Source organism: Streptomyces pseudovenezuelae, from assembly GCF_029892565.1.
Lineage (GTDB): Bacteria > Actinomycetota > Actinomycetes > Streptomycetales > Streptomycetaceae > Streptomyces > Streptomyces pseudovenezuelae_A.
Map to the genome: position 1 here is coordinate 473,002 of NZ_JARXVH010000006.1, position 23,403 is coordinate 496,404.

General features: G+C 69.6%; 20 protein-coding genes. 13 read left to right on the plus strand and 7 right to left on the minus strand.

Annotation, left to right across the window (positions count from 1 at the left end; translation table 11 throughout):
* The first annotated feature begins 27 nt into the window (after positions 1-27).
* On the plus strand, positions 28-2,589 hold the full coding sequence (locus M2283_RS22110) for a RelA/SpoT family protein (protein WP_280878048.1): 2,562 nt from the start codon (positions 28-30) through the stop codon (positions 2,587-2,589).
* 91 nt (positions 2,590-2,680) lie between these two features.
* Here M2283_RS22110 and M2283_RS22115 read toward each other — a convergent pair whose 3' ends face one another.
* Positions 2,681-3,910 carry a DUF349 domain-containing protein gene (locus M2283_RS22115; protein WP_280878049.1) on the minus strand — a complete coding sequence of 410 codons (1,230 nt, stop codon included), beginning with the start codon at positions 3,908-3,910 and terminating at the stop codon, positions 2,681-2,683.
* Positions 3,911-4,066: 156 nt separating this feature from the next.
* Complete coding sequence (locus M2283_RS22120) at positions 4,067-4,888, minus strand: peptidylprolyl isomerase (protein ID WP_280878050.1); 822 nt, start codon at positions 4,886-4,888, stop codon at positions 4,067-4,069.
* A 179-nt stretch (positions 4,889-5,067) separates the two neighbouring features.
* Here M2283_RS22120 and M2283_RS22125 point away from each other — a divergent pair, with 179 nt between their 5' ends.
* Positions 5,068-5,775, plus strand: a complete 708-nt coding sequence (locus M2283_RS22125; RefSeq protein ID WP_280878051.1) for an MBL fold metallo-hydrolase — start codon at positions 5,068-5,070, stop codon at positions 5,773-5,775.
* Positions 5,776-5,788: 13 nt separating this feature from the next.
* Positions 5,789-7,051 (plus strand): histidine--tRNA ligase, encoded by a 1,263-nt coding sequence (hisS, locus tag M2283_RS22130; protein ID WP_280878052.1) that lies wholly within the window; start codon positions 5,789-5,791, stop codon positions 7,049-7,051.
* A 238-nt stretch (positions 7,052-7,289) separates the two neighbouring features.
* Here the strand turns inward: hisS and M2283_RS22135 are convergent, their stop codons facing one another.
* The 4 genes from M2283_RS22135 to M2283_RS22150 are packed head-to-tail and all read right to left on the minus strand — an operon-like array spanning position 7,290 to position 10,814.
* On the minus strand, positions 7,290-7,913 hold the full coding sequence (locus M2283_RS22135; protein WP_280878053.1) for a response regulator transcription factor: 624 nt from the start codon (positions 7,911-7,913) through the stop codon (positions 7,290-7,292).
* On the minus strand, positions 7,910-9,109 hold the full coding sequence (locus tag M2283_RS22140; RefSeq protein ID WP_280878204.1) for a sensor histidine kinase: 1,200 nt from the start codon (positions 9,107-9,109) through the stop codon (positions 7,910-7,912). The genes M2283_RS22135 and M2283_RS22140 overlap by 4 nt, the downstream gene beginning before the upstream one ends.
* The gene (locus M2283_RS22145) at positions 9,106-9,951 is read right to left on the minus strand and encodes an ABC transporter permease (RefSeq protein WP_280878054.1); all 846 of its coding nucleotides are present in this window, start codon (positions 9,949-9,951) and stop codon (positions 9,106-9,108) included. The genes M2283_RS22140 and M2283_RS22145 overlap by 4 nt, the downstream gene beginning before the upstream one ends.
* Complete coding sequence (locus M2283_RS22150; protein WP_280878055.1) at positions 9,948-10,814, minus strand: ABC transporter ATP-binding protein; 867 nt, start codon at positions 10,812-10,814, stop codon at positions 9,948-9,950. The genes M2283_RS22145 and M2283_RS22150 overlap by 4 nt, the downstream gene beginning before the upstream one ends.
* 146 nt (positions 10,815-10,960) lie before the next feature.
* On the opposite strand from M2283_RS22150, the gene M2283_RS22155 reads away from it, so the two are divergent.
* From M2283_RS22155 to rpsD, 3 genes are all read left to right on the plus strand, one after another.
* Positions 10,961-11,623: a vitamin K epoxide reductase family protein gene (locus tag M2283_RS22155; RefSeq protein WP_280878056.1), complete on the plus strand. Its 663-nt coding sequence runs from the start codon at positions 10,961-10,963 to the stop codon at positions 11,621-11,623.
* Positions 11,624-11,666: 43 nt separating this feature from the next.
* Positions 11,667-13,022: a replication-associated recombination protein A gene (locus tag M2283_RS22160; RefSeq protein ID WP_280878057.1), complete on the plus strand. Its 1,356-nt coding sequence runs from the start codon at positions 11,667-11,669 to the stop codon at positions 13,020-13,022.
* A 304-nt stretch (positions 13,023-13,326) separates the two neighbouring features.
* Positions 13,327-13,941: a 30S ribosomal protein S4 gene (rpsD, locus tag M2283_RS22165; protein ID WP_280878058.1), complete on the plus strand. Its 615-nt coding sequence runs from the start codon at positions 13,327-13,329 to the stop codon at positions 13,939-13,941.
* A 24-nt stretch (positions 13,942-13,965) separates the two neighbouring features.
* Here the strand turns inward: rpsD and M2283_RS22170 are convergent, their stop codons facing one another.
* Positions 13,966-16,119 (minus strand): ATP-binding protein, encoded by a 2,154-nt coding sequence (locus tag M2283_RS22170; RefSeq protein WP_280878059.1) that lies wholly within the window; start codon positions 16,117-16,119, stop codon positions 13,966-13,968.
* A 152-nt stretch (positions 16,120-16,271) separates the two neighbouring features.
* Between M2283_RS22170 and M2283_RS22175 the strand changes: the two genes are divergently transcribed.
* The 7 genes from M2283_RS22175 (at position 16,272) to M2283_RS22205 (ending at position 23,403) form a co-directional block, all read left to right on the plus strand.
* A complete protein-coding gene (locus tag M2283_RS22175) occupies positions 16,272-16,733 on the plus strand; it encodes a DUF948 domain-containing protein (protein WP_280878060.1) in 462 nt (153 codons plus the stop codon).
* 9 nt (positions 16,734-16,742) lie between these two features.
* Positions 16,743-17,117, plus strand: a complete 375-nt coding sequence (locus M2283_RS22180) for a hypothetical protein (RefSeq protein ID WP_280878061.1) — start codon at positions 16,743-16,745, stop codon at positions 17,115-17,117.
* A complete protein-coding gene (alaS, locus tag M2283_RS22185; protein WP_280878062.1) occupies positions 17,117-19,789 on the plus strand; it encodes an alanine--tRNA ligase in 2,673 nt (890 codons plus the stop codon). Before M2283_RS22180 ends, alaS begins: the two co-directional genes overlap by 1 nt.
* A gap of 14 nt (positions 19,790-19,803) precedes the next feature.
* On the plus strand, positions 19,804-20,268 hold the full coding sequence (ruvX, locus tag M2283_RS22190; protein WP_280878063.1) for a Holliday junction resolvase RuvX: 465 nt from the start codon (positions 19,804-19,806) through the stop codon (positions 20,266-20,268).
* A 122-nt stretch (positions 20,269-20,390) separates the two neighbouring features.
* On the plus strand, positions 20,391-22,205 hold the full coding sequence (gene mltG, locus M2283_RS22195) for an endolytic transglycosylase MltG (protein ID WP_280878064.1): 1,815 nt from the start codon (positions 20,391-20,393) through the stop codon (positions 22,203-22,205).
* A complete protein-coding gene (locus M2283_RS22200) occupies positions 22,186-23,025 on the plus strand; it encodes a shikimate dehydrogenase (protein WP_280878065.1) in 840 nt (279 codons plus the stop codon). Before mltG ends, M2283_RS22200 begins: the two co-directional genes overlap by 20 nt.
* A 48-nt stretch (positions 23,026-23,073) precedes the next feature.
* Positions 23,074-23,403 (plus strand): hypothetical protein, encoded by a 330-nt coding sequence (locus M2283_RS22205; protein WP_280878066.1) that lies wholly within the window; start codon positions 23,074-23,076, stop codon positions 23,401-23,403.

Consider the following 23,403-nt stretch of genomic DNA (forward strand, 5'->3'; position numbering starts at 1 on the left):
GACCCGGATCGCGCACGAGGAGTCCTCTTGCCAGACGAGGCCCAGCACCTGACCGCCGCCAAGCCCGAGTCCGTCTCGGCAGCCGCGGCCAAGCCCGCGCCGACGGAGCCGCACGCGAAGAACGACTCCCGCGGGACGGTCGAGCACGCCCAGTCCGGACCCGTGGACAAGTCGGCCGAGCAGTCGCGCCCCAAGCCGCCCCCCGCACCCGAGCCCGCGCAGGCCGAGGGAGCCCCGTCGTCCGAGGCCACCCCCGCGGTCCGCCCGAACACCGGCCAGCCGCCCCGCTCCGGCTCCTCCAACCGCGTCCGCGCCCGCCTCGCCCGTCTCGGCGTCCAGCGCTCCAACCCGTACAACCCGGTCCTGGAACCCCTGCTGCGGATAGTGCGCAGCAACGACCCGAAGATCGAGACGGCCACGCTCCGCCAGATCGAGAAGGCCTACCAGGTCGCCGAGCGCTGGCACCGCGGCCAGAAGCGCAAGAGCGGCGACCCGTACATCACGCACCCGCTCGCCGTGACGACGATCCTCGCCGAGCTGGGCATGGATCCGGCCACCCTGATGGCCGGGCTGCTGCACGACACCGTCGAGGACACCGAGTACGGCCTCGATCAGCTCCGCCGCGACTTCGGCGACTCCGTCGCCCTGCTCGTGGACGGCGTCACGAAGCTGGACAAGGTCAAGTTCGGCGAGGCCGCGCAGGCCGAGACCGTACGCAAGATGGTCGTGGCCATGGCCAAGGACCCGCGCGTCCTGGTCATCAAGCTCGCGGACCGCCTGCACAACATGCGCACCATGCGCTATCTCAAGCGCGAGAAGCAGGAGAAGAAGGCGCGCGAGACGCTTGAGATCTACGCGCCGCTCGCCCATCGCCTGGGCATGAACACCATCAAGTGGGAGCTGGAGGACCTCGCCTTCGCGATCCTCTACCCCAAGATGTACGACGAGATCGTCCGGCTGGTGGCCGAGCGGGCGCCGAAGCGTGACGAGTACCTGGCCATAGTGACCGACGAGGTGCAGCAGGACCTGCGCGCGGCCCGCATCAAGGCGACCGTCACCGGCCGCCCGAAGCACTACTACAGCGTCTACCAGAAGATGATCGTCCGCGGTCGCGACTTCGCGGAGATCTACGACCTGGTGGGTATTCGTGTACTTGTCGACACGGTCCGCGACTGCTACGCCGCCCTCGGCACCGTGCACGCGCGATGGAACCCGGTCCCCGGCCGGTTCAAGGACTACATCGCGATGCCCAAGTTCAACATGTACCAGTCGCTGCACACGACGGTGATCGGCCCCAACGGCAAGCCCGTCGAACTCCAGATCCGTACGTTCGACATGCACCGCCGCGCCGAGTACGGCATCGCCGCCCACTGGAAGTACAAGCAGGAGGCCGTCGCCGGCGCCTCCAAGGTGCGCTCGGACCAGCCGAGGACCACCGGCAAGGACGACCACCTCAACGACATGGCGTGGCTGCGCCAGTTGCTCGACTGGCAGAAGGAGACCGAGGACCCCGGGGAGTTCCTGGAGTCCCTGCGCTTCGACCTGTCCCGCAACGAGGTCTTCGTCTTCACGCCGAAGGGCGACGTGATAGCGCTGCCGGCGGGCTCCACCCCGGTGGACTTCTCGTACGCGGTGCACACGGAGGTCGGCCACCGGACGATAGGAGCACGGGTCAACGGAAGACTCGTACCCCTCGAATCCACCCTGGACAACGGCGACCTGGTGGAGGTCTTCACCTCCAAGGCGGCCGGCGCCGGACCGTCCCGCGACTGGCTCGGATTCGTCAAGTCGCCGCGGGCCCGCAACAAGATCCGCGCCTGGTTCTCCAAGGAGCGCCGCGACGAGGCGATCGAGCAGGGCAAGGACGCCATCGTCCGCGCGATGCGCAAGCAGAACCTGCCGATCCAGCGCATCCTGACCGGCGACTCCCTGGTCACGCTGGCGCACGAGATGCGCTACCCGGACATCTCCGCGCTGTACGCGGCGATCGGCGAGGGCCATGTCTCGGCGCAGAACGTCGTGCAGAAGCTCGTCTCCGCCCTCGGCGGCGAGGAGGCCGCGACCGAGGAGATCGACGAGTCGGTCCCGCCGACCAGGAGCCGCAGCCGCAAACGCCGCTCCAACGCCGACCCGGGCGTCGTCGTCAAGGGCGTCGACGACGTGTGGGTCAAGCTGGCCCGCTGCTGCACACCGGTACCCGGCGACCCGATCATCGGTTTCGTCACCCGGGGTAGTGGCGTATCGGTTCACCGCAGCGACTGCGTGAACGTGGAGTCACTGTCCCGCGAGCCCGAGCGCATCCTCGAGGTCGAGTGGGCGCCCACCCAGTCCTCGGTCTTCCTGGTCGCCATCCAGGTCGAGGCCCTGGACCGCTCCCGGCTCCTGTCGGACGTCACCCGCGTCCTGTCCGACCAGCACGTCAACATCCTCTCCGCGGCCGTCCAGACCTCCCGCGACCGCGTGGCCACCTCCCGCTTCACCTTCGAGATGGGCGACCCCAAGCACCTGGGCCACGTCCTGAAGGCGGTCCGGGGCGTGGAGGGCGTCTACGACGTGTACCGGATGACGTCGGCGCGCAGCAGGTCGTAGCGCAGCAGGTCCTGGCGGATACGCGGAAGGGCTCCCGTACTCACGTACGGGAGCCCTTCTCGTTGTGCGTGAGGCGTTGTGCGGGAGGGCGTCAGCCGCCGAACTCCTGCAGACCCTTGAGTGCCTGGTCGAGCAGGGCCTGGCGGCCCTCCAGCTCGCGCTCCAGCTTGTCGGCCTTGGAGCCGTTGCCCTGGGCGCGTGCCTGGTCGATCTGGCCGCGCAGCTTGTCGACGGCGGCCTGGAGCTGACCGGTCAGACCCGCGGCACGCGCGCGTGCCTCCGGGTTCGTCCGGCGCCACTCGGCCTCCTCGGACTCCTGGATCGCCCGCTCGACGGCGTGCATCCGGCCCTCGACCTTCGGCCGCGCGTCGCGCGGCACATGGCCGATGGCCTCCCAGCGCTCGTTGAGCGAGCGGAAGGCGGCGCGCGCCGTGCGGAGGTCCGTGACCGGGAGGATCTTCTCGGCCTCCTCGGCCAGCTCCTCCTTGAGCTTCAGGTTCTCCGTCTGCTCGGCGTCCCGCTCGGCGAAGACCGAGCTGCGGGCGGCGAAGAAGACGTCCTGGGCACCGCGGAAGCGGTTCCACAGGTCGTCCTCGTGCTCGCGCTGGGCGCGGCCCGCGGCCTTCCACTCGGCCATCAGGTCGCGGTAGCGCGCGGCCGTGGGGCCCCAGTCCGTCGAACCGGACAGCCCCTCGGCCTCGGCGACCAGCCGCTCCTTGGCCTTGCGGGCCTCCTCGCGCTGCGCGTCGAGCGACGCGAAGTGCGCCTTGCGGCGCTTGGAGAAGGCCGACCGCGCGTGCGAGAAGCGGTGCCACAGCTCGTCGTCCGACTTGCGGTCGAGGCGGGGGAGCCCCTTCCAGGTGTCCACCAGCGCGCGCAGCCGTTCACCGGCCGCCCGCCACTGGTCGGACTGCGCGAGCTGCTCCGCCTCGGCGACCAGCGCCTCCTTGGAGTTGCGCGCCTCGTCCGACTGCTTGGCCCGCTGCTGCTTGCGCTCCTCACGACGCGACTCGACAGTCTCCACGAGCTTGTCGAGCCGCACCCGCAGCGCCGCCAGGTCACCCACCGCGTGGTGGGCGTCCACCTGCTCCCGGATGTGGTCGATGGCGGCCTGAGCATCCTTGGCGGACAGGTCGGTGGTCTTCACTCGCTTCTCGAGGAGGCCGATCTCGACAACCAAGCCCTCGTACTTGCGCTCGAAGTAGGCCAGCGCCTCCTCAGGGGAGCCCGCCTGCCAGGAACCGACGACCTGCTCGCCGTCGGCCGTACGCACGTACACGGTCCCCGTCTCGTCGACGCGGCCCCACGGGTCGCTGCTCACAGCGCCTCCTCCACATGATGCCTGCGTGGGGCGTCAGCGCCCCCGGGCATCGTCCACAGTTTCGTCACGGCCAACATAGGCGACCGGCGGGTTGCCTGTCCGCATCCCGCGCGACCGAAGTTTCGCACCTCGGGGCGGGATGCGGACAGGATGCGATCAGGATTTCGTGACCGTCGCCTTGTTGATCACAACGGTCGCATTCGGCGCTCCGTCACCCGCTCCGGTGTTCTCTCCGGCGGCGGCGATTTTCTTCAGAACCTTCATTCCGGAGTCGGAAATCGTGCCGAACGGCGTGTAGCTCGCCGGCAGCTGACTGTCCTGGTAGACCAGGAAGAACTGGCTGCCGCCGGTGTGCTTCTGCCCGGTGTTGGCCATCGCCACGGTGCCCGCGGGATAGACGCCGCCCTTGAGGGAGGTGTCCTTCAGGTTCTCGTCCGGAATGGTGTATCCGGGACCGCCGCTACCGCTGCCCGCCGGGTCGCCGCACTGCAGCACATAGATGCCGTTGGTGGTGAGCCGGTGGCACTTGGTGTGGTCGAAGAATCCCTTGCCCGCGAGGAAGTCGAAGGAATTCACCGTGTGCGGGGCCGCCGCCGTCTTCAGCGCGATGCCTATGTCACCGCACGTCGTCGCGAGCGTCATCGTGTACTTCGCCGACTTGTCGATGGAGACCGCCGGCTCCTTCTTCCAGCTCAGCTTCTTCACCGAGCCGGCGGCCGCCTTGTCGCACGGATCCGTCGGTGCCTTGCTGGACGCCGCGGCGCTGGGAGTCGTCTCCGAACTCGCGTTGGACTTGTCGTCGTCCTTCAGCACCCCGGTCGTGTAAAGGGCGACGCTGCCGATCAGGATCACGCCGAGCACCGACGCGATCACCGAGTTGCGCATGCGTGACTTGCGCCGAGCGGCCGTGCGCCGCTGCTGCTGCCGCAAGAACTTCTCCCGGGCTAGCTGCCGCTTCCGCTGTTCCTGGGTGACCACGGGGTTTTCTCCTCATGCGTCTCGTACGTTTACTGGGACGCGTGCGTCTTGGGTGCCGACCGCCTGCGTGTGTCCCGTACCGTATATGGGTTCGCTGAGGATTCGGCAGCGCCGGTAGGCTCTGACCGCAGGCGCGACCGCTCAACAGCGCACCCGTATCGACACAACGAAGGACGATCGTGCTCATTGCCGGGTTCCCCGCCGGTGCCTGGGAGACGAACTGTTATCTCGTCGCCCCCGCAGCCGGTGAGGAGTGCGTGATCATCGACCCGGGCCACCGGGCCGCCGCCGGAGTCGAGGAAGCGCTGAAGAAGCATCGGCTCAAGCCCGTCGCCGTCGTCCTGACCCACGGCCACATCGACCACGTGGCCTCGGTCGTCCCGGTGTGCGGGGCGCACGGCGTACCCGCCTGGATCCACCCCGAGGACCGCTACATGATGGCCGACCCCGAGAAGGCGCTCGGCCGTGCCATCGGCATGCCGCTCATGGGCGAGCTGACCGTGGGGGAGCCGGACGACGTCAAGGAGCTGACCGACGGCGCGAAACTGGAGCTGGCCGGGCTGGAGCTGTCCGTCGCGCACGCGCCGGGCCATACCAAGGGGTCGGTGACCTTCGGACTGCCCGAGGCGGCGGACATCCCGCCGGTCTTCTTCTCGGGCGATCTGCTCTTCGCCGGCTCCATCGGACGCACCGACCTGCCCGGCGGTGACATGGCCGACATGCTCGAATCGCTGGCCCGCGTGTGCCTGCCGCTCGAGGACTCGACCGTGGTGCTGTCCGGTCACGGCCCCCAGACGACCATCGGCCAGGAGCGCGCCACCAACCCGTATCTGCGGCAGGTGGCCGCCGGCCTCGGGAGCGTGGACGCTCCCCGACGAGGAATGTGACGAGAGACCTCCCGTGAGCACCTTTCAGGCCCCCAAGGGCACGTACGACCTGATCCCGCCGGACAGCGCCAAGTTCCTGGCCGTCCGTGAGGCGATCGCCGCGCCCCTGCGCAACTCCGGCTACGGCTACATCGAGACCCCCGGCTTCGAGAACGTGGAGCTCTTCGCGCGCGGTGTCGGCGAGTCCACCGACATCGTGACCAAGGAGATGTACGCCTTCGAGACCAAGGGCGGCGACCAGCTCGCCCTGCGCCCCGAAGGCACGGCTTCCGTACTGCGCGCGGCACTTGAGGCCAACCTCCACAAGGCGGGCAACCTCCCCGTCAAGCTCTGGTACTCGGGCTCGTACTACCGCTACGAGCGCCCGCAGAAGGGCCGTTACCGCCACTTCTCGCAGGTCGGCGCCGAGGCGATCGGTGCCGAGGACCCGGCGCTGGACGCCGAGTTGATCATCCTGGCCGACCAGGCGTACCGCTCGCTCGGCCTGCGTGAGTTCCGCATCCTGCTCAACAGCCTGGGCGACAAGGAGTGCCGTCCCGTCTACCGGGCCGCCCTCCAGGACTTCCTGCACGGCCTGGACCTCGACGAGGAGACCCTCCGCCGCGCGGACATCAACCCGCTCCGGGTCCTCGACGACAAGCGCCCGGATGTCCAGAAGCAGTTGACGGAGGCGCCCCTGCTCCGTGACTACCTCTGCGATGCCTGCAAGGCGTACCACGAGGAGGTCCGCGAGCTGATCACTGCGGCGGGCGTGGCCTTCGAGGACGACCCCCGGCTGGTGCGCGGGCTCGACTACTACACGCGTACGACCTTCGAGTTCGTCCACGACGGGCTGGGCTCCCAGTCCGCGGTGGGCGGTGGCGGTCGGTACGACGGCCTGTCCGAGATGATCGGCGGCCCCGCGTTGCCCTCCGTGGGCTGGGCGTTGGGTGTCGACCGTACGGTGCTGGCCCTTGAGGCGGAGGGTGTCGAGCTCGAACTGCCCTCCACGACCAGTGTGTTCGCGGTGCCGCTCGGCGACGAGGCCCGTCGGCTGTTGTTCGCCAAGGTCACGGAGTTGCGCAAGGTCGGGATCGCGGCCGACTTCTCCTACGGGCACAAGGGGCTCAAGGGCGCGATGAAGAACGCCAATCGCAGTGGCGCGCGCTACACGGTTGTCGCCGGCGAACGCGACCTTGCCGACGGCGTGGTCCAGTTGAAGGACATGGAGTCCGGGGACCAGACGGCGGTGGGCGTGAACGAGATCGTGGCTGAGCTGGAGTCGAGGCTGGGCTGAGGCGGTGGGGCGGAGGCCCGGGTTTTTCGCCCCCGCCGCCCCTACCCGTCCCATCACTGGGGGCTGCCGCCCCCAGACCCCCGCTTTCGGCCTGAACGGCCTCGTCCTCAAACGCCGGACGGGCTGAAAGATCAAGCGCTGGCCGGCGAAAACCCAGCCCCTCCGGCGTTTGAGGAGCGGGGTCTGCGGCGGAGCCCCAGAAGGATGGGACGGGTAGGGGCGGCGGGGGCGAGAAACCTCAGTCCAGCAATCCGTGCCGCATCGCACAAGTCACCGCCGCCGTCCGGTCATCCACCCCCAACTTCCCGAAGACCCGCAGCAGATGGGTCTTCACCGTCGACTCACCGATGAACAGCCGACGCCCGATCTCCGCGTTCGTGCACCCCTCCGCCACCAACCGCAGCACCGCGGTCTCCCGCTCGGACAACCGCGGCCGCTCCGGCTTCGCCCGCAGCCGGTCCACCAACCGCGCGGCCACCGACGGCGCCAACACCGTCTCCCCGCGCGCGGCAGCGCGAACCGCCTCCGCCAGTTGAGCCCGCGGCATGTCCTTCAGTAGATAGCCCGCCGCTCCGGCCTCCACGGCCCGCAAGATGTCGCGGTCCGTCTCGTACGTCGTCAGCACGATCACCCGGCACGCCAACCCCGTCTCACTCATGCGCACGATCGAGTCCACGCCCCCGCCCCCGGGCATCCGCAGGTCCATCAGCACGATGTCGGGCCGGAGTTCGGCCGCCAGCGCCTCCGCCTGCAGACCGCTCGCCGCGTCGGCGACGACCTCGAGGTCCGGCTCGGCGCTGAGCATCGCGCGCAGGCCCTCCCGTACGACGGGGTGGTCGTCGGCCAGGATGATCCGGATCACGGAGCGCTCCTCGATGCGATGACGGGCAGGACCACGGTCACCGTCGTGCCGTCGCCCGGGGCACTGCGGATCCGGGCCGTCCCGCCGACCTCGGTCGCCCGGGCGCGCAGCCCGGCGAGGCCGTAGCCGGGGCACGGGATACCCGGGTCGAAGCCGCAGCCGTCGTCCCGGACGCACACGGTGACCGTATCGTCGGCGTACGTCAGCGCTACCCCCACCACCGCCGAACTCCCCGCGTGCTTACGGGCGTTGGCCAGCGCCTCCTGGCAGGAGCGCAGGGCCACCACTTCGGGGGCGGCGGGCAGGGGGCGGACAGGGCCTGTCCCGTCCAGGGTCGCTTCGTGCCGGGCGGCGAGGCGGCGCAGTGCGTCGGGGAGAGAGGCGCCGTCGAGGTCGGCCGGTGCGCCGCCGGTGACCAGGGCGCGGGCCTCGGCGAGGTTCTGTCGGGCTGTGCCGTCCATCAGCGCGAGGTGGCGGCGGGCCTGCGGGAGGTCGTGGTCGAGTTCCGCCTCCACGGCCTGGATCAGCATCAGCAGGCTGGTGAAGCCCTGCGCGAGCGTGTCGTGGATCTCGCGGGCCATGCGCTCGCGCTCGGCCAGCGCGCCGTGTGACGCGGACAGACGGGAGACCTCGTGGCGACTCGCGTCCAACTCGGCTATCAACTCGGCCCGCTCCCAGCTCTGTTCGATGATCCGGACGATCCAGCTGCCGACCACCACCGAGAAGACGAAGGTGACCACGGCGAACAGGGAGTTGGCGAACAGGTCCTCGCCACTGGGCCGCCACAGCAGCGCCCAGCCCACCACCGGCGCCAGGTTGATCACCGTCACGGCCACCAGCGTCCAGCGCATCCGCAGGGTCATGAAGCACTGCGGGACGAGCGCGAACGCCATCAGCCGGGTCTCCCCGACCAGCACGGCCGACGGCAGGAACAGCGCGATCGCCCCGGCGAGATAGCGCAGCGCCTGCCGCTGGTCCGGCGGGTCCTCCTGGAGCAACCGGCGCCCCACCAGGGCGTACCAGGGCACCAGCGGCACGAGCAGCGCCGCCGCGACCGCGCGGACGGGCACGTCCGGATGCGCCGCGGCGAGCACGAAGGCGAGGGTGGCCGCCCAGGCGACCGCGAAGTACGCGTCCCAGAGCCGGATCGTCCGGTCCCAGGCGTGCTCGTCGCGGGCCACGCCCGGGCCGGTCATCCGTCGCGCCGGGTCTTCCAGCGGAAGGTCAGCAGACACAGGACCAATCCTCCGACGCACCACGCCGCAAGCACCAGCGCGATCCGTCCGAACTCCCAGCTCCCCGCCTGTTCCAGGACCCGCGCCGAATCGGGCAGGAAGACACCCCGCAGTCCCTGGCACAGCCACTTCAGCGGGAACAGGGCGCCGATGTTCAGCATCCAGTCCGGGATGGTGTCGATGGAGATGTACACCCCGGAGATGAACTGCAGGACCAGGAAGGGGAGTACGACCACGGAGCTGGCGCTCTTGGCCGACTTGGGCACCGAGCTGATCGCGATGCCCAGCAGCGCGCACCCGGTCAGCCCGAGCACGAAGATCCAGCCGAAGTCGAGCCACCTGGTCGCGTCCGACGGCAGGTCGACGTCGTACAGGGTGGTGCCGACGAGCAGCAGGATGGCCGTCTCCAGGACGCCCGTGAACAGAACCAGCCAGATCTTGCCCAGGAAGTACGCGGCCGGTGGCATCGGCGTGCCCCGCAGCCGGCGCAGCACCTTCTCGTCCCGCTCGACGGCGATCGAGATGCCCAGCGACTGGAAACTCGTCGACATGATGCCGGAGGCCATCATCGCGGGGACGTACAACTGCGAGGCGGTGACGCCCGATCCGCGCACGTCGTCGTGGAAGATCGACGCGAACAGGAACAGGAACACCACCGGGAACGCGAACGTGAACACCACCTGGTCGCGCTGCCGGAAGAACTGCTTGATCTCCAGCCCGCCCCGCCGCAGCCCCAGCCCCCAGGTCCCGGGCAGCCGCCCGGCGGGCGCCTCGGCCTTGGTCCGTACGGCGGTCGTCGTCATCGCGCGTCCTCCTGTCCGGTCAGCCGGAGGTAGACGTCCTCCAGCGTGGGGCGGCCCACCGTGAGGCCCGGGATCTCGCCGTCGAAGCGGTGCATGAGCGCGGCGACCGTCCTGGTGGGGGTGTCCGTGCGCTCGCTGCGCGCGGTGCCGTCCGGTTCGGTCCAGCCGACGGTGGCGCCGGTGCCGTAGTGCTCCCGCAGGCCGGCCGGCTCGCCCTCGGCGACGACCCGGCCCTCGGCGACCACCGCGAGCCGGTCGGCGAGTGCCTCCGCCTCCTCCAGGTAGTGCGTGGTCAGCAGGATGGTGGTGCCCTCGCCGGACAGCTTGCGGATCAGGTCCCAGAACCGACGCCGGGCCGCCGGGTCGAATCCGGTGGTCGGCTCGTCCAGGAGCAGCAGCTCGGGATCGCCGATCACCCCCAGGGCCACGTCGAGGCGGCGGCGCTGTCCGCCGGACAGGGCCTTGATCCGGGCGTCCGCCTTGGCGTCGAGACCGACCAGTCCGATGACCTCGTCGGGGTCGCGCGGTCTCGGGTAGTAGCGGGCGAAGTGCCGTACGGTCTCGCGGACCGTCAACTCGGCGGGCGCGGAGTCGTCCTGCCAGACGATTCCGACACGAGATCGCCACGCGCGTGTGCCGCGCGCCGGGTCCGAGCCCAGCACGGACACCTCGCCGCCGTCCCGCGCGCGGTTGCCCTGGAGGATCTCCACGGTGGTGCTCTTGCCGGCGCCATTGGGTCCCAGCAGGCCGAACACCTCGCCGCGCCGGATGCCCAGGTCGATGCCGTCCACCGCGGTCACGTCCCCGTACCGCTTGCGCAGGCCTCGAACGTCCACGGCGAGTTCGTTCGCGTGTGCTGTCATGCCGTACAGCGTCGTCCGGAATCGAACGCTCAGGCACGACCGTGCGTACCTCCTTATGTCCACCGAACGGTGGACAGAGGCTTCGGTACGGCACAATGGCACCTGCCTGAAGAAGGTCCAACTCTCAAGCAGATGGAATCGGCGTGATGAGCAAGACGACAGTCAAAGACGTCTCCACCGAGCCTGAGCCTTCCGAGGAAAGCGTCTCGGCGGGGTCGCGCACGGAGGGCGGCAGTCGAGCCCTCGCCCTGCTGCTGATCATCACCGGCGCGGCCGGTCTGCTCGCCGCGTGGGTCATCACGATCGACAAGTTCAAGCTGCTCGAAGCCAAGGTGGCGGGCACGTCCTTCACCCCCGGCTGCAGCCTCAACCCGGTCGTCTCCTGCGGCAGCGTCATGGAGAGCAAGCAGGCGGAGGCCTTCGGCTTCCCGAACCCGATGCTCGGCCTGGTCTGCTACGGCATCGTCATCGGCGTCGGCATGAGCCTGCTCGCCCGGGCCCGCTACCCGCGCTGGTACTGGCTCACCTTCAACTTCGGCACCCTCTTCGGCGTGGGCTTCTGCACCTGGCTGCAGTTCCAGTCCCTGTACCGGATCAACGCGCTGTGCCTGTGGTGCTCGCTGGCCTGGGTCGCCACGATCATCATGTTCTGGTACGTGACCTCGTTCAACATCCGCAAGGACTTCCTGCCCGCCCCGCGCTGGCTGAAGGCGTTCTTCGGCGAGTTCACCTGGGTGATGCCCGTCCTGCACATCGGCATCATCGGCATGCTGATCCTGACCCGCTGGTGGGACTTCTGGACCAGCTGACGGCCGGGACCCGACTGTCAGTGCGGTGAACTAGGGTTTCAGCGTGGAGCCCGACCTGTTCACCGCAGCAGCAGAAGATCGCCAGGAGAAGGACCCGACCGGCAGCCCCCTGGCGGTCCGGATGCGCCCGCGCACCCTCGACGAGGTGGTGGGCCAGCAGCACCTGCTGAAGCCGGGCTCGCCCCTGCGCCGACTGGTCGGCGAGGGCGCCGGTGGCCCGGCCGGACCGTCGTCCGTGATCCTGTGGGGACCGCCGGGCACGGGCAAGACGACCCTGGCGTACGTCGTCTCCAAGGCCACCAACAAGCGCTTCGTCGAGCTGTCGGCGATCACCGCGGGCGTCAAGGAGGTCCGCGCGGTCATCGAGGGCGCCCGCCGCGCCACCGGCGGCTACGGCAAGGAGACCGTCCTCTTCCTGGACGAGATCCACCGCTTCAGCAAGGCCCAGCAGGACTCCCTGCTCCCCGCCGTCGAGAACCGCTGGGTGACCCTGATCGCGGCGACCACGGAGAACCCGTACTTCTCGATCATCTCCCCCCTGCTCTCCCGCTCCCTGCTGCTGACCCTCGAACCCCTCACGGACGACGACCTGCGCGCCCTGCTCCGCCGCGCCCTCACCGACGAGCGCGGCCTCAAGAGCTCCGTCACCCTCCCCGAGGACACCGAGGAACACCTCCTGCGCATCGCCGGCGGCGACGCGCGCCGCGCCCTGACCGCCCTGGAGGCGGCTGCCGGGGCCGCCCTCGACAAGGGCGAGGCGGAGGTCGCCCTGCAGACGCTGGAGGAGGTCGTCGACCGGGCCGCGGTGAAGTACGACCGCGACGGCGACCAGCACTACGACGTCGCCAGCGCCCTGATCAAGTCCATCCGCGGCTCGGACGTCGACGCGGCCCTGCACTACCTGGCCCGCATGATCGAGGCCGGCGAGGACCCCCGCTTCATCGCCCGCCGCCTGATGATCTCCGCGAGCGAGGACATCGGCCTGGCCGACGCGAACGCCCTGCCGACGGCGGTGGCCGCCGCCCAGGCCGTGGCGATGATCGGCTTCCCGGAGGCCGCGCTGACCCTCAGTCACGCCACCATCGCCCTCGCCCTGGCCCCCAAGTCCAACGCGGCGACCACGGCGATCGGCGCCGCCCTGGAGGACGTACGCAAGGGGCATGCGGGACCGGTGCCGATGCATCTGCGGGACGGGCACTACAAGGGCGCGGCCAAGCTGGGGCACGCGCAGGGGTACGTCTACCCGCACGACCTGCCCGAAGGCATCGCCGAGCAGCAGTATGCGCCGGAGGAGCTGAAGGACCGCGAGTACTACACCCCGACCCGGCACGGCGCGGAGGCGCGGTACGCGGACGCGGTGGAGTGGACCCGCAAGCACCTCGGTCGAAAGCGGTCCTGAGTACCCTGTAGAATCCCTCGAAGTGCCGAGTCCCGCGCAGTCAGAGCGGGACAACCGGCCGGAGACCCGGTCCCTCGTGGATCGGCTCCAGGAGCGTCGCGCACCGTTGAACGGTGTCGCGGGCAGCCCACCACCACTCGTCGTACGACGGGACCGGTCGGTGGGCCACTCGCGTGCTGCACAGAGTGCCCAGATCAGGGGAGCGGCTGCCCACCGAGTCCGTCAGGACGAGGCGGGTTTCCCCGGCTGCGGATGCGACCTCCCCCAACGCTGACAAGCCGAAAGAAACGGAAAGAGACAGACAGTGGCGAATCAGCCCCGTCCCAAGGTCAAGAAGTCGCGTGCCCTCGGCATCGCGCTGACCCCGAAGGCCGTCAAGTACTTCGAGGCCCGCCCCTACCCGCCGGGCGAGCACGGCCGTGGCCGCAAGCAGAACTCGGACTACAAGGTCCGTCTGCTGGAGAAGCAGCGTCTGCGCGCGCAGTACGACCTCTCCGAGCGCCAGCTGGTCCGCGCCTACGAGCGTGCCTCCAAGGTGCAGGGCAAGACCGGTGAGGCGCTGATCATCGAGCTCGAGCGCCGTCTCGACGCCCTGGTCCTGCGTTCGGGCATCGCCCGCACCATCTACCAGGCCCGTCAGATGGTCGTGCACGGCCACATCGAGGTCAACGGCCAGAAGGTCGACAAGCCGTCGTTCCGTGTCCGTCCCGACGACGTCGTGATGGTCCGCGAGCGCAGCCGCAGCAAGACCCTGTTCGAGGTCTCCCGCGCCGGTGGCTTCGCCCCCGACGGCGAGACCCCGCGCTACCTCCAGGTGAACCTCGGCGCCCTGGCGTTCCGCCTGGACCGCGAGCCGAACCGCAAGGAGATCCCGGTGATCTGCGACGAGCAGCTCGTCGTCGAGTACTACGCCCGCTGATCACCGGCAGGCGGTAGCACCACCTCAGCCCGCCGTTTCCCCGCCCTTGTGGGCGCGGGAGGCGGCGGGTTCGTGCGTCTGCACCCCCGCCGTGGCCCGCAGCACCGGCCCCCGTGGCGCGGGCAGCCCGTCCAGCGGCCGCTCCAGCGCCCGGGACACCGCCGCCTCCCGCACCAGCCGCGCCCCTTCCCGTACGCACTCCTCGTACCGCGCGTCGCCCAGTCCCTCCCGGGCCTTCGCCTCGCACAGTTCGTGCGGGGCGTTGTAGTACGCCGAGCCGAACAGCGGCAGGCCCACCGAGCGCCACATCCGCCCCGCCGCTCCTTGCAGTACCGCGGCCTCGGCCGCGTCGCCCTCCACCGCGGTGACCAGGGCCAGCAGCTCCACGGCGAGCACCGAGCCGAGCAGATCGTGGAAGGCGTGGGCACTGCCCAGGCAGTCGGTGAGCAGGGCGCGGGCCCGCACCGGATCGCCGTCGGCCCAGGCCGCGTACGCCAGGACGTACAGCGCGTAGGCGCGGCTCCACCGCTCGCCGTGGTCCTCGCAGACCTGGCGCACGTCCTCGCACATGCCCACCGCGCCCGCCAGATCGCCCTGGAACGCCAGGGACATCGCCAGCTCGACCTGGCCCATCAGGACGTTGCTGTTCAGCTCGCCGATCTCCTGGTAGCGGTCGAGCGCCGAGCGCAGCAGCGTCTCCGCGCGCGGCATGTCGTCCGTGACCAGGGCCAGACAGCCCGTGCGGTGCTCCGCGTACGCCACCGCCGTAGGACTGGCGGAGAGTTCCGCCTCCTCCCGGCACTCCTGGAGCGCCGCCAGCGCGGGCACCGTGTCGCCTTGGAGGACGGCCACGTAGCCGAGCACCCACAGCGCCTTCAGCCGGGAGTCCTCGTGGCCGGAGTCCAGTCGCACGACCTGGTCCAGCCAGTGCCGGCCCTCCGAGAGGCGGCCGCAGCCGGCCCAGTAGAACCAGAGCGAGGCCGCGAGGTACTGGCCCAGATGGGCCTCCTCCGGCTCGGTCAGGCAGTGTTCGAGGGCGCTGCGCAGATTCGGCAGCTCCGCCTCCACGCGCACGGCCACCTCCGCCTGGCGCGGTGAGAACCAGTCCAGCTCGCACCAGGTGGCCAGGCCCAGGTACCAGTCGCGGTGCCGGCGCCGCAGTCGGGCCGCGTCCCCTGTCGCCTCCAGCCAGTCCGCGCCGTAGGCCCGGACCGTGTCCAGCATGCGGTAGCGCAGACCCGAGGGCGTCTCCTCGCGGACCACCACCGACTGCGCGAGCAGCTCCGAGAGCACGTCGAGGACGCCGTCGGCGACCAGGCCGTGCCCGCTGCACACGTACTCGACGGCCTCCAGGTCGAACTGCCCCGCGAACACCGCGAGCCGCGCCCACAGCAACCGCTGCTCGGGCGTGCACAGTTCATGGCTCCAGCCGATCGCCGTACGCAGCGTCTGGTGCCGCGGCAGCGCGTCCCGGCCCCCGCCGGTCAGCAGCCGGAACCGGTCGTCGAGCCGCGCCAGCAACTCCTCGGGAGGCAGCGCCCGCAGTCGCCCGGCGGCCAGCTCGATCGCCAGCGGGATGCCGTCCAGGCGCCGGCACAGTTCCCGTACCTCCGGTCCGTCCGCCTGCTCCAAGCCCTGCTGCGCCGCCCGGCGCACGAACAGCTCCACCGCCTCGCGCTCCTCCAGCGGCGCCAGCGGGAAGACCCGCTCGCCCGTGACGGCCAGGGGCCTGCGTCCCACGGCGAGCACCCGGAGACCGGGCACCTCGCGCAGCAGTTCGCTCACCAGGCCGGCGCAGACGTCCACCAGATGCTCGAACCCGTCCAGGACCAGCAGGAGTTGACGCTCCGCGAGATGCGCGAGCAGCGTCTCGCGCGGCGGCCGGGTCGTGTGGTCGGTGAGACCGAGGGCGTCGACGAGGGCGTAGTCGACGAATTCCGGATCGTGCACCTGCGCCAGATCGACCCGCCACACCCCGTCCCGTGGCGCGCGGCGCGAGGCCGCCCGCACCGCGAGCCGCGACTTGCCGACCCCGCCGGCTCCGGTCACGGTGACCAGCCGCGTGGCGTCGAGAGCCCGTGCCAGTGCGGCCAGTTCGGCCGTGCGGCCGACGAAGGCGTCGAGTTCCAGGGGCAGATTGCCGTTCACAGGGGTGCCGCCTGACGGAGAACCTCGCATGAGACACGGAGCGTACTGAACCGTATTCACTCCGTACAATCGCTTCCCGCAACTCTTGCCCTTGCGGCCCGGAATCCGGTACAGAGCGGCATCCCCGGCGCGATAGGCTCGGTCACGACTTTCTCGATGTTCAGGCACGTTTCAGGGAGCGGGTGCACGCGGTGTCCGGTGGAGAGGTGGCCGGGATCCTGGTGGCCGTCTTCTGGGCGATCCTGGTCTCCTTCCTCGCCGTCGCACTGGTGAGGCTGGCCCAGACGCTCAGGGCGACGACCAAGCTGGTCGCGGACGTGACCGATCAGGCGGTCCCGCTGCTGGCCGACGCCTCCGCGGCGGTGCGCTCCGCGCAGACCCAGATCGACCGGGTCGACGCGATCGCCACCGACGTCCAGGAGGTCACGTCGAACGCGTCGGCGCTGTCGACCACCGTCGCCTCCACCTTCGGCGGCCCGCTGGTCAAGGTCGCGGCCTTCGGCTACGGCGTCCGCCGCGCCCTCGGCGCCCGCCGGGACGACGTGCCCGCGCCCGCCAAGGAGTCCCGGCGTACCGTGATCGTGGGCCGTACCGTCCCGGGCACGCGGCGGGGCAAGCGAAACCTCCGCGGAAAGAGGGACTGAGACCTAGCGATGTTCCGCCGTACCTTCTGGTTTTCGACCGGCGTCGCCGCCGGTGTCTGGGCCACCACCAAGGTCAACCGCAAGCTGAAGCAGCTGACCCCCGAGAACCTGGCCGCCGCGGCGGCCAACAAGGCGCTCGACGCGGGTCACCGGCTCAAGGACCGGGCGGTCGGCTTCGCGCTCGACGTCCGCGACAACATGGCCCGGCGGGAGGAAGAGCTGGGCGAGGCGCTGGGCATCAACGCGTCCCCCGAACTCCCCGCGCCCCGGCGCTACGCGGCCATCGAGAACCGCAGCGTCACCAAGTACATCGAAGCCCCGACGTCCTCGCCGACGAACAACCCGTCGACGAAGAACCCGTACAACCGGAATGAGGACCACTGATGGAGTCGGCAGAGATCCGCCGCCGCTGGCTGAGCTTCTACGAGGAGCGCGGTCACACCGTCGTCCCTTCGGCGTCGCTCATCGCGGACGACCCGACTCTGCTCCTGGTCCCCGCCGGCATGGTCCCCTTCAAGCCGTACTTCCTCGGTGAGGTCAAGCCGCCGTGGGCGCGCGCCACCAGCGTGCAGAAGTGCGTGCGCACGCCCGACATCGAAGAGGTCGGCAAGACCACCCGGCACGGCACCTTCTTCCAGATGTGCGGCAACTTCTCCTTCGGCGACTACTTCAAGGAAGGCGCCATCAAGTACGCCTGGGAGCTGCTCACCAGCCCCCAGGACAAGGGTGGTTACGGCCTGGAGCCGGAGAAGCTCTGGATCACCGTCTACAAGGACGACGACGAGGCCGAGCGCATCTGGCACGACGTCATCGGCGTGCCCAAGGAGCGCATCCAGCGCCTGGGCATGAAGGACAACTACTGGTCCATGGGCGTCCCCGGACCCTGCGGCCCGTGTTCCGAGATCAACTACGACCGCGGCCCCGAGTTCGGCGCCGAGGGCGGCCCCGCCGTCAACGACGAGCGGTACGTGGAGATCTGGAACCTCGTCTTCATGCAGTACGAGCGCGGCGAGGGCATCGGCAAGGACAACTTCGAGATCCTCGGCGAACTCCCCAGCAAGAACATCGACACGGGCCTCGGCCTGGAACGCCTCGCCATGATTCTGCAGGGCGTGCAGAACATGTACGAGATCGACACCTCCATGGCGGTCATCAAGAAGGCCACCGAGCTGACCGGCGTCGAGTACGGCGCCGCGCACGACTCCGACGTCTCCCTGCGCGTGGTCACCGACCACATGCGGACGTCCGTGATGCTCATCGGCGACGGCGTGACCCCCGGCAACGAGGGCCGCGGCTATGTGCTGCGCCGCATCATGCGCCGCGCCATCCGCAACATGCGCCTCCTCGGTGCCACCGGCCCGGTCGTCCTCGACCTGATCGACACCGTGATCCGGATGATGGGCCAGCAGTACCCGGAGCTGGTCACCGACCGCGAGCGCATCGAGAAGGTCGCCGTCGCCGAGGAGAACGCCTTCCTCAAGACGCTGAAGGCCGGCACCAACATTCTCGACACCGCCGTCGGCGACACCAAGGCCGGCGGCGGCACGGTGCTCGCCGGCGACAAGGCGTTCCTGCTCCACGACACCTGGGGCTTCCCGATCGACCTCACCCTCGAAATGGCCGCCGAACAGGGCCTTTCGGTGGACGAGGACGGCTTCCGCCGCCTGATGAAGGAGCAGCGGGAGCGCGCCAAGGCCGACGCCCAGGCCAAGAAGACCGGCCACGCCGGGGTCGGCGCCTACCGCGCGATCGCGGACGCCGCCGGTGCCACCGACTTCTTCGGCTACTCCGACACCGAGGGCGAGACCACCGTCGTCGGCATCCTCGTCGACGGCGTCTCCTCGCCGGCCGCCACCGAGGGCGACGAGGTCGAGATCGTCCTCGACCGCACCCCCTTCTACGCCGAGGGCGGCGGCCAGATCGGCGACACCGGCCGCATCAAGGTCGACACCGGTGCCGTCATCGAGATCCGCGACACCCAGAAGCCGGTCCCGGGCGTCTACGTCCACAAGGGCGTCGTCCAGGTCGGCGAAGTCACCGTCGGTGCCAAGGCACTCGCCTCGATCGACCGCCGCCGCCGCACGGCCATCGCCCGTGCCCACTCGGCCACGCACCTCACCCACCAGGCACTGCGCGACGCCCTCGGCCCGACGGCCGCGCAGGCCGGCTCCGAGAACCAGCCCGGTCGCTTCCGCTTCGACTTCGGTTCGCCGTCCGCCGTTCCGGCGGCCGTGATGACCGACGTCGAGCAGAAGATCAACGAGGTGCTCGCCCGCGACCTGGATGTGCACGCCGAGGTCATGGGCATCGACCAGGCCAAGAAGGAAGGCGCCATCGCCGAGTTCGGCGAGAAGTACGGCGAGCGGGTCCGCGTGGTGACCATCGGCGACTTCTCCAAGGAACTGTGCGGCGGCACGCACGTGCACAACACCGCCCAGCTGGGCCTGGTGAAGCTGCTCGGCGAGTCGTCGATCGGCTCCGGTGTCCGACGTATCGAAGCGCTCGTCGGTGTCGACGCCTACAACTTCCTCGCCCGGGAGCACACCGTCGTCGCCCAGCTCCAGGAGCTCATCAAGGGCCGCCCGGAGGAGTTGCCCGAGAAGGTCTCCGCGATGCTCGGCAAGTTGAAGGACGCCGAGAAGGAGATCGAGAAGTTCCGCGCCGAGAAGGTGCTGCAGGCCGCCGCCGGTCTCGTCGAGTCGGCCAAGGACGTGCAGGGTGTCGCGGTCGTGACCGGTCAGGTCCCGGACGGCACGACCCCGGACGACCTGCGTCGGCTGGTCCTCGACGTGCGCGGTCGCATCCAGGGCGGCCGGGCCGCCGTGGTCGCGCTCTTCACGGTCAACAACGGCAAGCCGCTCACGGTCATCGCCACCAACGACGGCGCCCGTGACCGCGGTCTCAAGGCCGGCGAACTGGTCCGCGCGGCCGCCAAGACCCTCGGCGGCGGGGGCGGCGGCAAGCCGGACGTCGCCCAGGGCGGCGGCCAGAACCCGGCCGCGATCGGCGACGCGGTCGACGCCGTCGAGCGACTCGTCGCCGAGACGGCCAAGTAGAAGCGGTCCGGACGATGAGAAGAGGACGTCGCCTCGCGATCGACGTCGGGGACGCCCGCATCGGGGTCGCCTCGTGCGACCCCGACGGGATCCTCGCCACTCCGGTCGAGACGGTCCCCGGACGGGACGTCCCGGCAGCCCATGGCCGGCTGCGGGAACTCGTCGAGGAGTACGAGCCGATCGAGGTCGTCGTCGGTCTGCCCCGCTCCCTCAAAGGGGGCGAGGGACCGGCCGCGGTCAAGGTTCGGGCCTTCACCCAGGAGCTGGCCAAGGGGATCGTGCCGATACCGGTCCGGCTGGTCGACGAGCGGATGACCACGGTGACGGCCAGTCAGGGGCTGCGCGCCTCGGGGGTGAAGTCGAAGAAGGGCCGCTCGGTCATCGACCAGGCAGCCGCTGTGATCATCCTTCAGCAGGCACTTGAATCCGAACGGGTGTCAGGTAAAGCCCCCGGCGAAGGCGTCGAAGTGGTCATCTGATCGCGATACGGTAACGTTCCGCGCGATGCGATGGTTTTCGAACAGCCACCGCACAGCAAGAGGCGAAACGGAATCCGGCCCACCAGCCGCGTGCCGCGCCGTCCGTCGGCTCTAGGGGATCGATGACTGAGTATGGCCGGGGTCATGGCTCCGAACCGTGGCATCCCGAGGACCCGTTGTTCAGGGACGGTGAATGGGAGGGACAGCAGGCCCAGGCGGGTCAGCAGTCTCCCTACGGCGGCCAGCCGCAGCATTATTCGGAGCAGCCCCAGCAATCGCAGCAGTCCCAGTACGGCGACTGGAGCGACGGCGGGCAGAACGCCTACGGTCAGGCGCAGCAGTATCCCCAGTACGACCAGCAGCAATACGACCAACAGCAGTATGCCCAGCAGCAGTACGAACAGCAGCAGTACGAACAGCAGTACGGCACTCAGGGGCAGCAGCAGAACTACGCGGGTCACACCCAGCAGCCCTACGACAGCAGCGGCCAGACCGAGCAGCCGTACGACAACAGCGGCCAGACCCAGCAGCCCTACGACAACGGCGCCTGGGGTTCCGGCGCCCACACGCATGTCCAGTACACGGACCCTTCGGACCCGTACGGCCAACAGGCCGCCGCATACGGGGGCGAGCAGCCCGACTACTACGGCACGCCGGACGCGTATCCGCCGCCCGAGCCGCCCAGCCGCAGACAGCCCGAGCCGGAGCCGAAACCCGACTGGGATCCCGGGCCCGACCAAGGCGAACACGCCTTCTTCGCGGGCGGCGGCGGTGACGATGACGACGAGGAGCCCGATGACGAGGGCAACGGTCGGCGCGGCCGGGGCGAGCGGAAGGGCAAGGACGGCAAAGGCAAGAAACGCCGTAGCGGCTGCGCCTGCCTGGTGGTGTTGCTGGTGTTCGGCGGCGGACTCGGCGGGGTCACGTACTTCGGGTACCAGTTCTACAAAGATCGTTTCGGCTCGGCACCGGACTACGCGGGTGACGGCACCAGTAAGACGGTGAGCGTCCAGATCCCCAAGGGCGCGGGCGGATACGAGATCGGCCGGCGGCTGAAGGAGTCCGGTGTCGTCAAGAGCGTCGACGCGTTCGTCGCCGCCCAGTCGCAGAACCCCAAGGGAAAAACAATTCAGGCGGGCGCCTATCTCCTGAAGACGGAGATGTCCGGCGAGAGCGCCGTCGCGATGATGCTCGACCCCAAGAGCCAGAACAACGTGATGGTCACTCCGGGCCAGCGCAATGTCAGTGTGTACAAGGCGATCGACGCGAAACTCGACCTCTCCTCCGGTGCCACCAGGAAGATCGCGGAACAGAAATACAAGACCCTTGGCCTGCCGAGCTGGGCGAACGACAACAAGGAGATCAAGGACCCGCTGGAGGGCTTCCTCTCCCCGGGCACCTATCCCGCCGCAAAGGGCATGAAGCCCGAGACGGTTCTCAAGTCGATGGTCAGCGACGCCGCCGAGGCCTACGCCAAGTACGATCTCGCGGCGAAGGCCAAGGAACTGAAGCTGGACAGCCCCTTGCAGGTCATCACGGTCGCGAGCCTCGTCCAGGCCGAGGGAAAGACCGAGGACGACTACCGCAAGATGGCGGAAGTGGTCTACAACCGTCTCGATCGCGCGAACCCCGAGACGTACGGCCTGTTGCAGTTCGACTCGACCTTCAATTACCTGAAGGGTCAGAGCAACATCAACATCAGCGAGTCGGAGATCAACAAGAACCAGGACCCGTACAACACGTACACACAGAAGGGCCTGCCGCCCGGCCCGATCGACAACCCGGGCGACGTCGCGCTGAAGGCGGCACTGAATCCGACGGAAGACGGCTGGTTCTACTTCGTCGCGACCGACGGTGTGAAAAAGACCGAATTCGCCAAGACGCACGCCGACTTCCTGAAGCTCAAGGACAAGTTCAATGAGGCCACGGGTAGCTGACACCCGCCGGGCGGCAGTACTAGGCAAGCCCATCGCCCACTCCCTGTCGCCGGTGCTGCACCGCGCCGCTTATCAGGAATTGGGGCTCGCGGACTGGTCCTACGACCGGTTCGAGGTCGACGAGGCCGCACTGCCCGGTTTCTTCGGGCAACTCGGGTCGGAGTGGGCCGGGCTGTCGCTGACCATGCCGCTGAAGCGCGCGGTGATACCGCTGCTCGACGAGATCAGCGAGACGGCCGCCTCGGTCGACGCGGTCAACACCGTCGTCTTCACCGAGGACGGTCGCGCTCTCGGCGACAACACCGACATCCCCGGCATGGTCGCCGCCCTGCGCGAGCACGGCATCGAACAGGTCGACTCGGCGGCGATCCTGGGCGCCGGCGCCACCGCCTCCTCCGCCCTCGCCGCACTGGCCCGCGTCTGCACCGGCGATGTCGTCGTCTACGTCCGCAGCGCGGCCCGCGCCGCCGAGATGCGCCAGTGGGGCGAGCGGCTCGACGTCGAGGTGCGTATCGCGGACTGGGCGGACGCGGCCGAGGCCCTGCGCGCCCCGCTCGTCGTCGCCACCACCCCGGCGGGCGCCACCGATGCCCTCTCCGGCGCCGTCCCCGAGCGGCCCGCCACCCTCTTCGACGTGCTCTACGACCCGTGGCCGACCGAACTCGCGGCCCGCTGGTCGGCGTACGGTGGCGCTGTCGTCAGCGGGCTCGACCTGCTGGTGCACCAGGCGGTGCTCCAGGTCGAGCAGATGACGGGACGCGCGCCGGCCCCCCTGGGCGCCATGCGAAAAGCGGGCGAACACGCACTCGAATCCCGCTAGGATTCGCCTGTTCCGCAGGGGGCGGAACGGAATTCGGGGGAGTGGGTCATGGCCACAGGTGTGCCGCTGGCGTCCGGCAAGAGCGAGATCTTCGAGGCCGTCCTGAAGTTCCTGCCCGACTGGGTGCAGATCACGGTCCTCGGCCTGATCGTGCTCGCCGTGGTCGCGTCCTGGGTGCTGAAGCTGGTGGCGAAGATCAAGTACCGACGTGCCGTGCGCAACGGCGTGCCGGTGCACGCGGCGGCGCGGTACGGACAGGGACGCGGCGCGGACTACCTGGGGGCGTACGCGCCGCAGCAGGCGCCGAGCCAGGGCAGCGGCGCCGACCACCTGGGCGCCTACGCCCCGCAGCCGCGTCAGCAGGACGCCTCCAACTGA

What these genes read in the sequence shown, in the direction of transcription:
- M2283_RS22155 (WP_280878056.1), top strand. Translation starts at nt 10,961, where the DNA reads ATGAGCAAGACGACAGTCAAAGACGTCTCCACCGAGCCTGAGCCTTCC.
- alaS (WP_280878062.1), top strand. Translation starts at nt 17,117, where the DNA reads ATGGAGTCGGCAGAGATCCGCCGCCGCTGGCTGAGCTTCTACGAGGAG.
- M2283_RS22150 (WP_280878055.1), bottom strand. Translation starts at nt 10,814, where the DNA reads ATGACAGCACACGCGAACGAACTCGCCGTGGACGTTCGAGGCCTGCGC.
- M2283_RS22205 (WP_280878066.1), top strand. Translation starts at nt 23,074, where the DNA reads ATGGCCACAGGTGTGCCGCTGGCGTCCGGCAAGAGCGAGATCTTCGAG.
- ruvX (WP_280878063.1), top strand. Translation starts at nt 19,804, where the DNA reads ATGAGAAGAGGACGTCGCCTCGCGATCGACGTCGGGGACGCCCGCATC.
- M2283_RS22200 (WP_280878065.1), top strand. Translation starts at nt 22,186, where the DNA reads ATGAGGCCACGGGTAGCTGACACCCGCCGGGCGGCAGTACTAGGCAAG.
- M2283_RS22170 (WP_280878059.1), bottom strand. Translation starts at nt 16,119, where the DNA reads ATGCGAGGTTCTCCGTCAGGCGGCACCCCTGTGAACGGCAATCTGCCC.
- M2283_RS22145 (WP_280878054.1), bottom strand. Translation starts at nt 9,951, where the DNA reads ATGACGACGACCGCCGTACGGACCAAGGCCGAGGCGCCCGCCGGGCGG.
- M2283_RS22180 (WP_280878061.1), top strand. Translation starts at nt 16,743, where the DNA reads ATGTTCCGCCGTACCTTCTGGTTTTCGACCGGCGTCGCCGCCGGTGTC.
- M2283_RS22140 (WP_280878204.1), bottom strand. Translation starts at nt 9,109, where the DNA reads ATGACCGGCCCGGGCGTGGCCCGCGACGAGCACGCCTGGGACCGGACG.
- mltG (WP_280878064.1), top strand. Translation starts at nt 20,391, where the DNA reads ATGACTGAGTATGGCCGGGGTCATGGCTCCGAACCGTGGCATCCCGAG.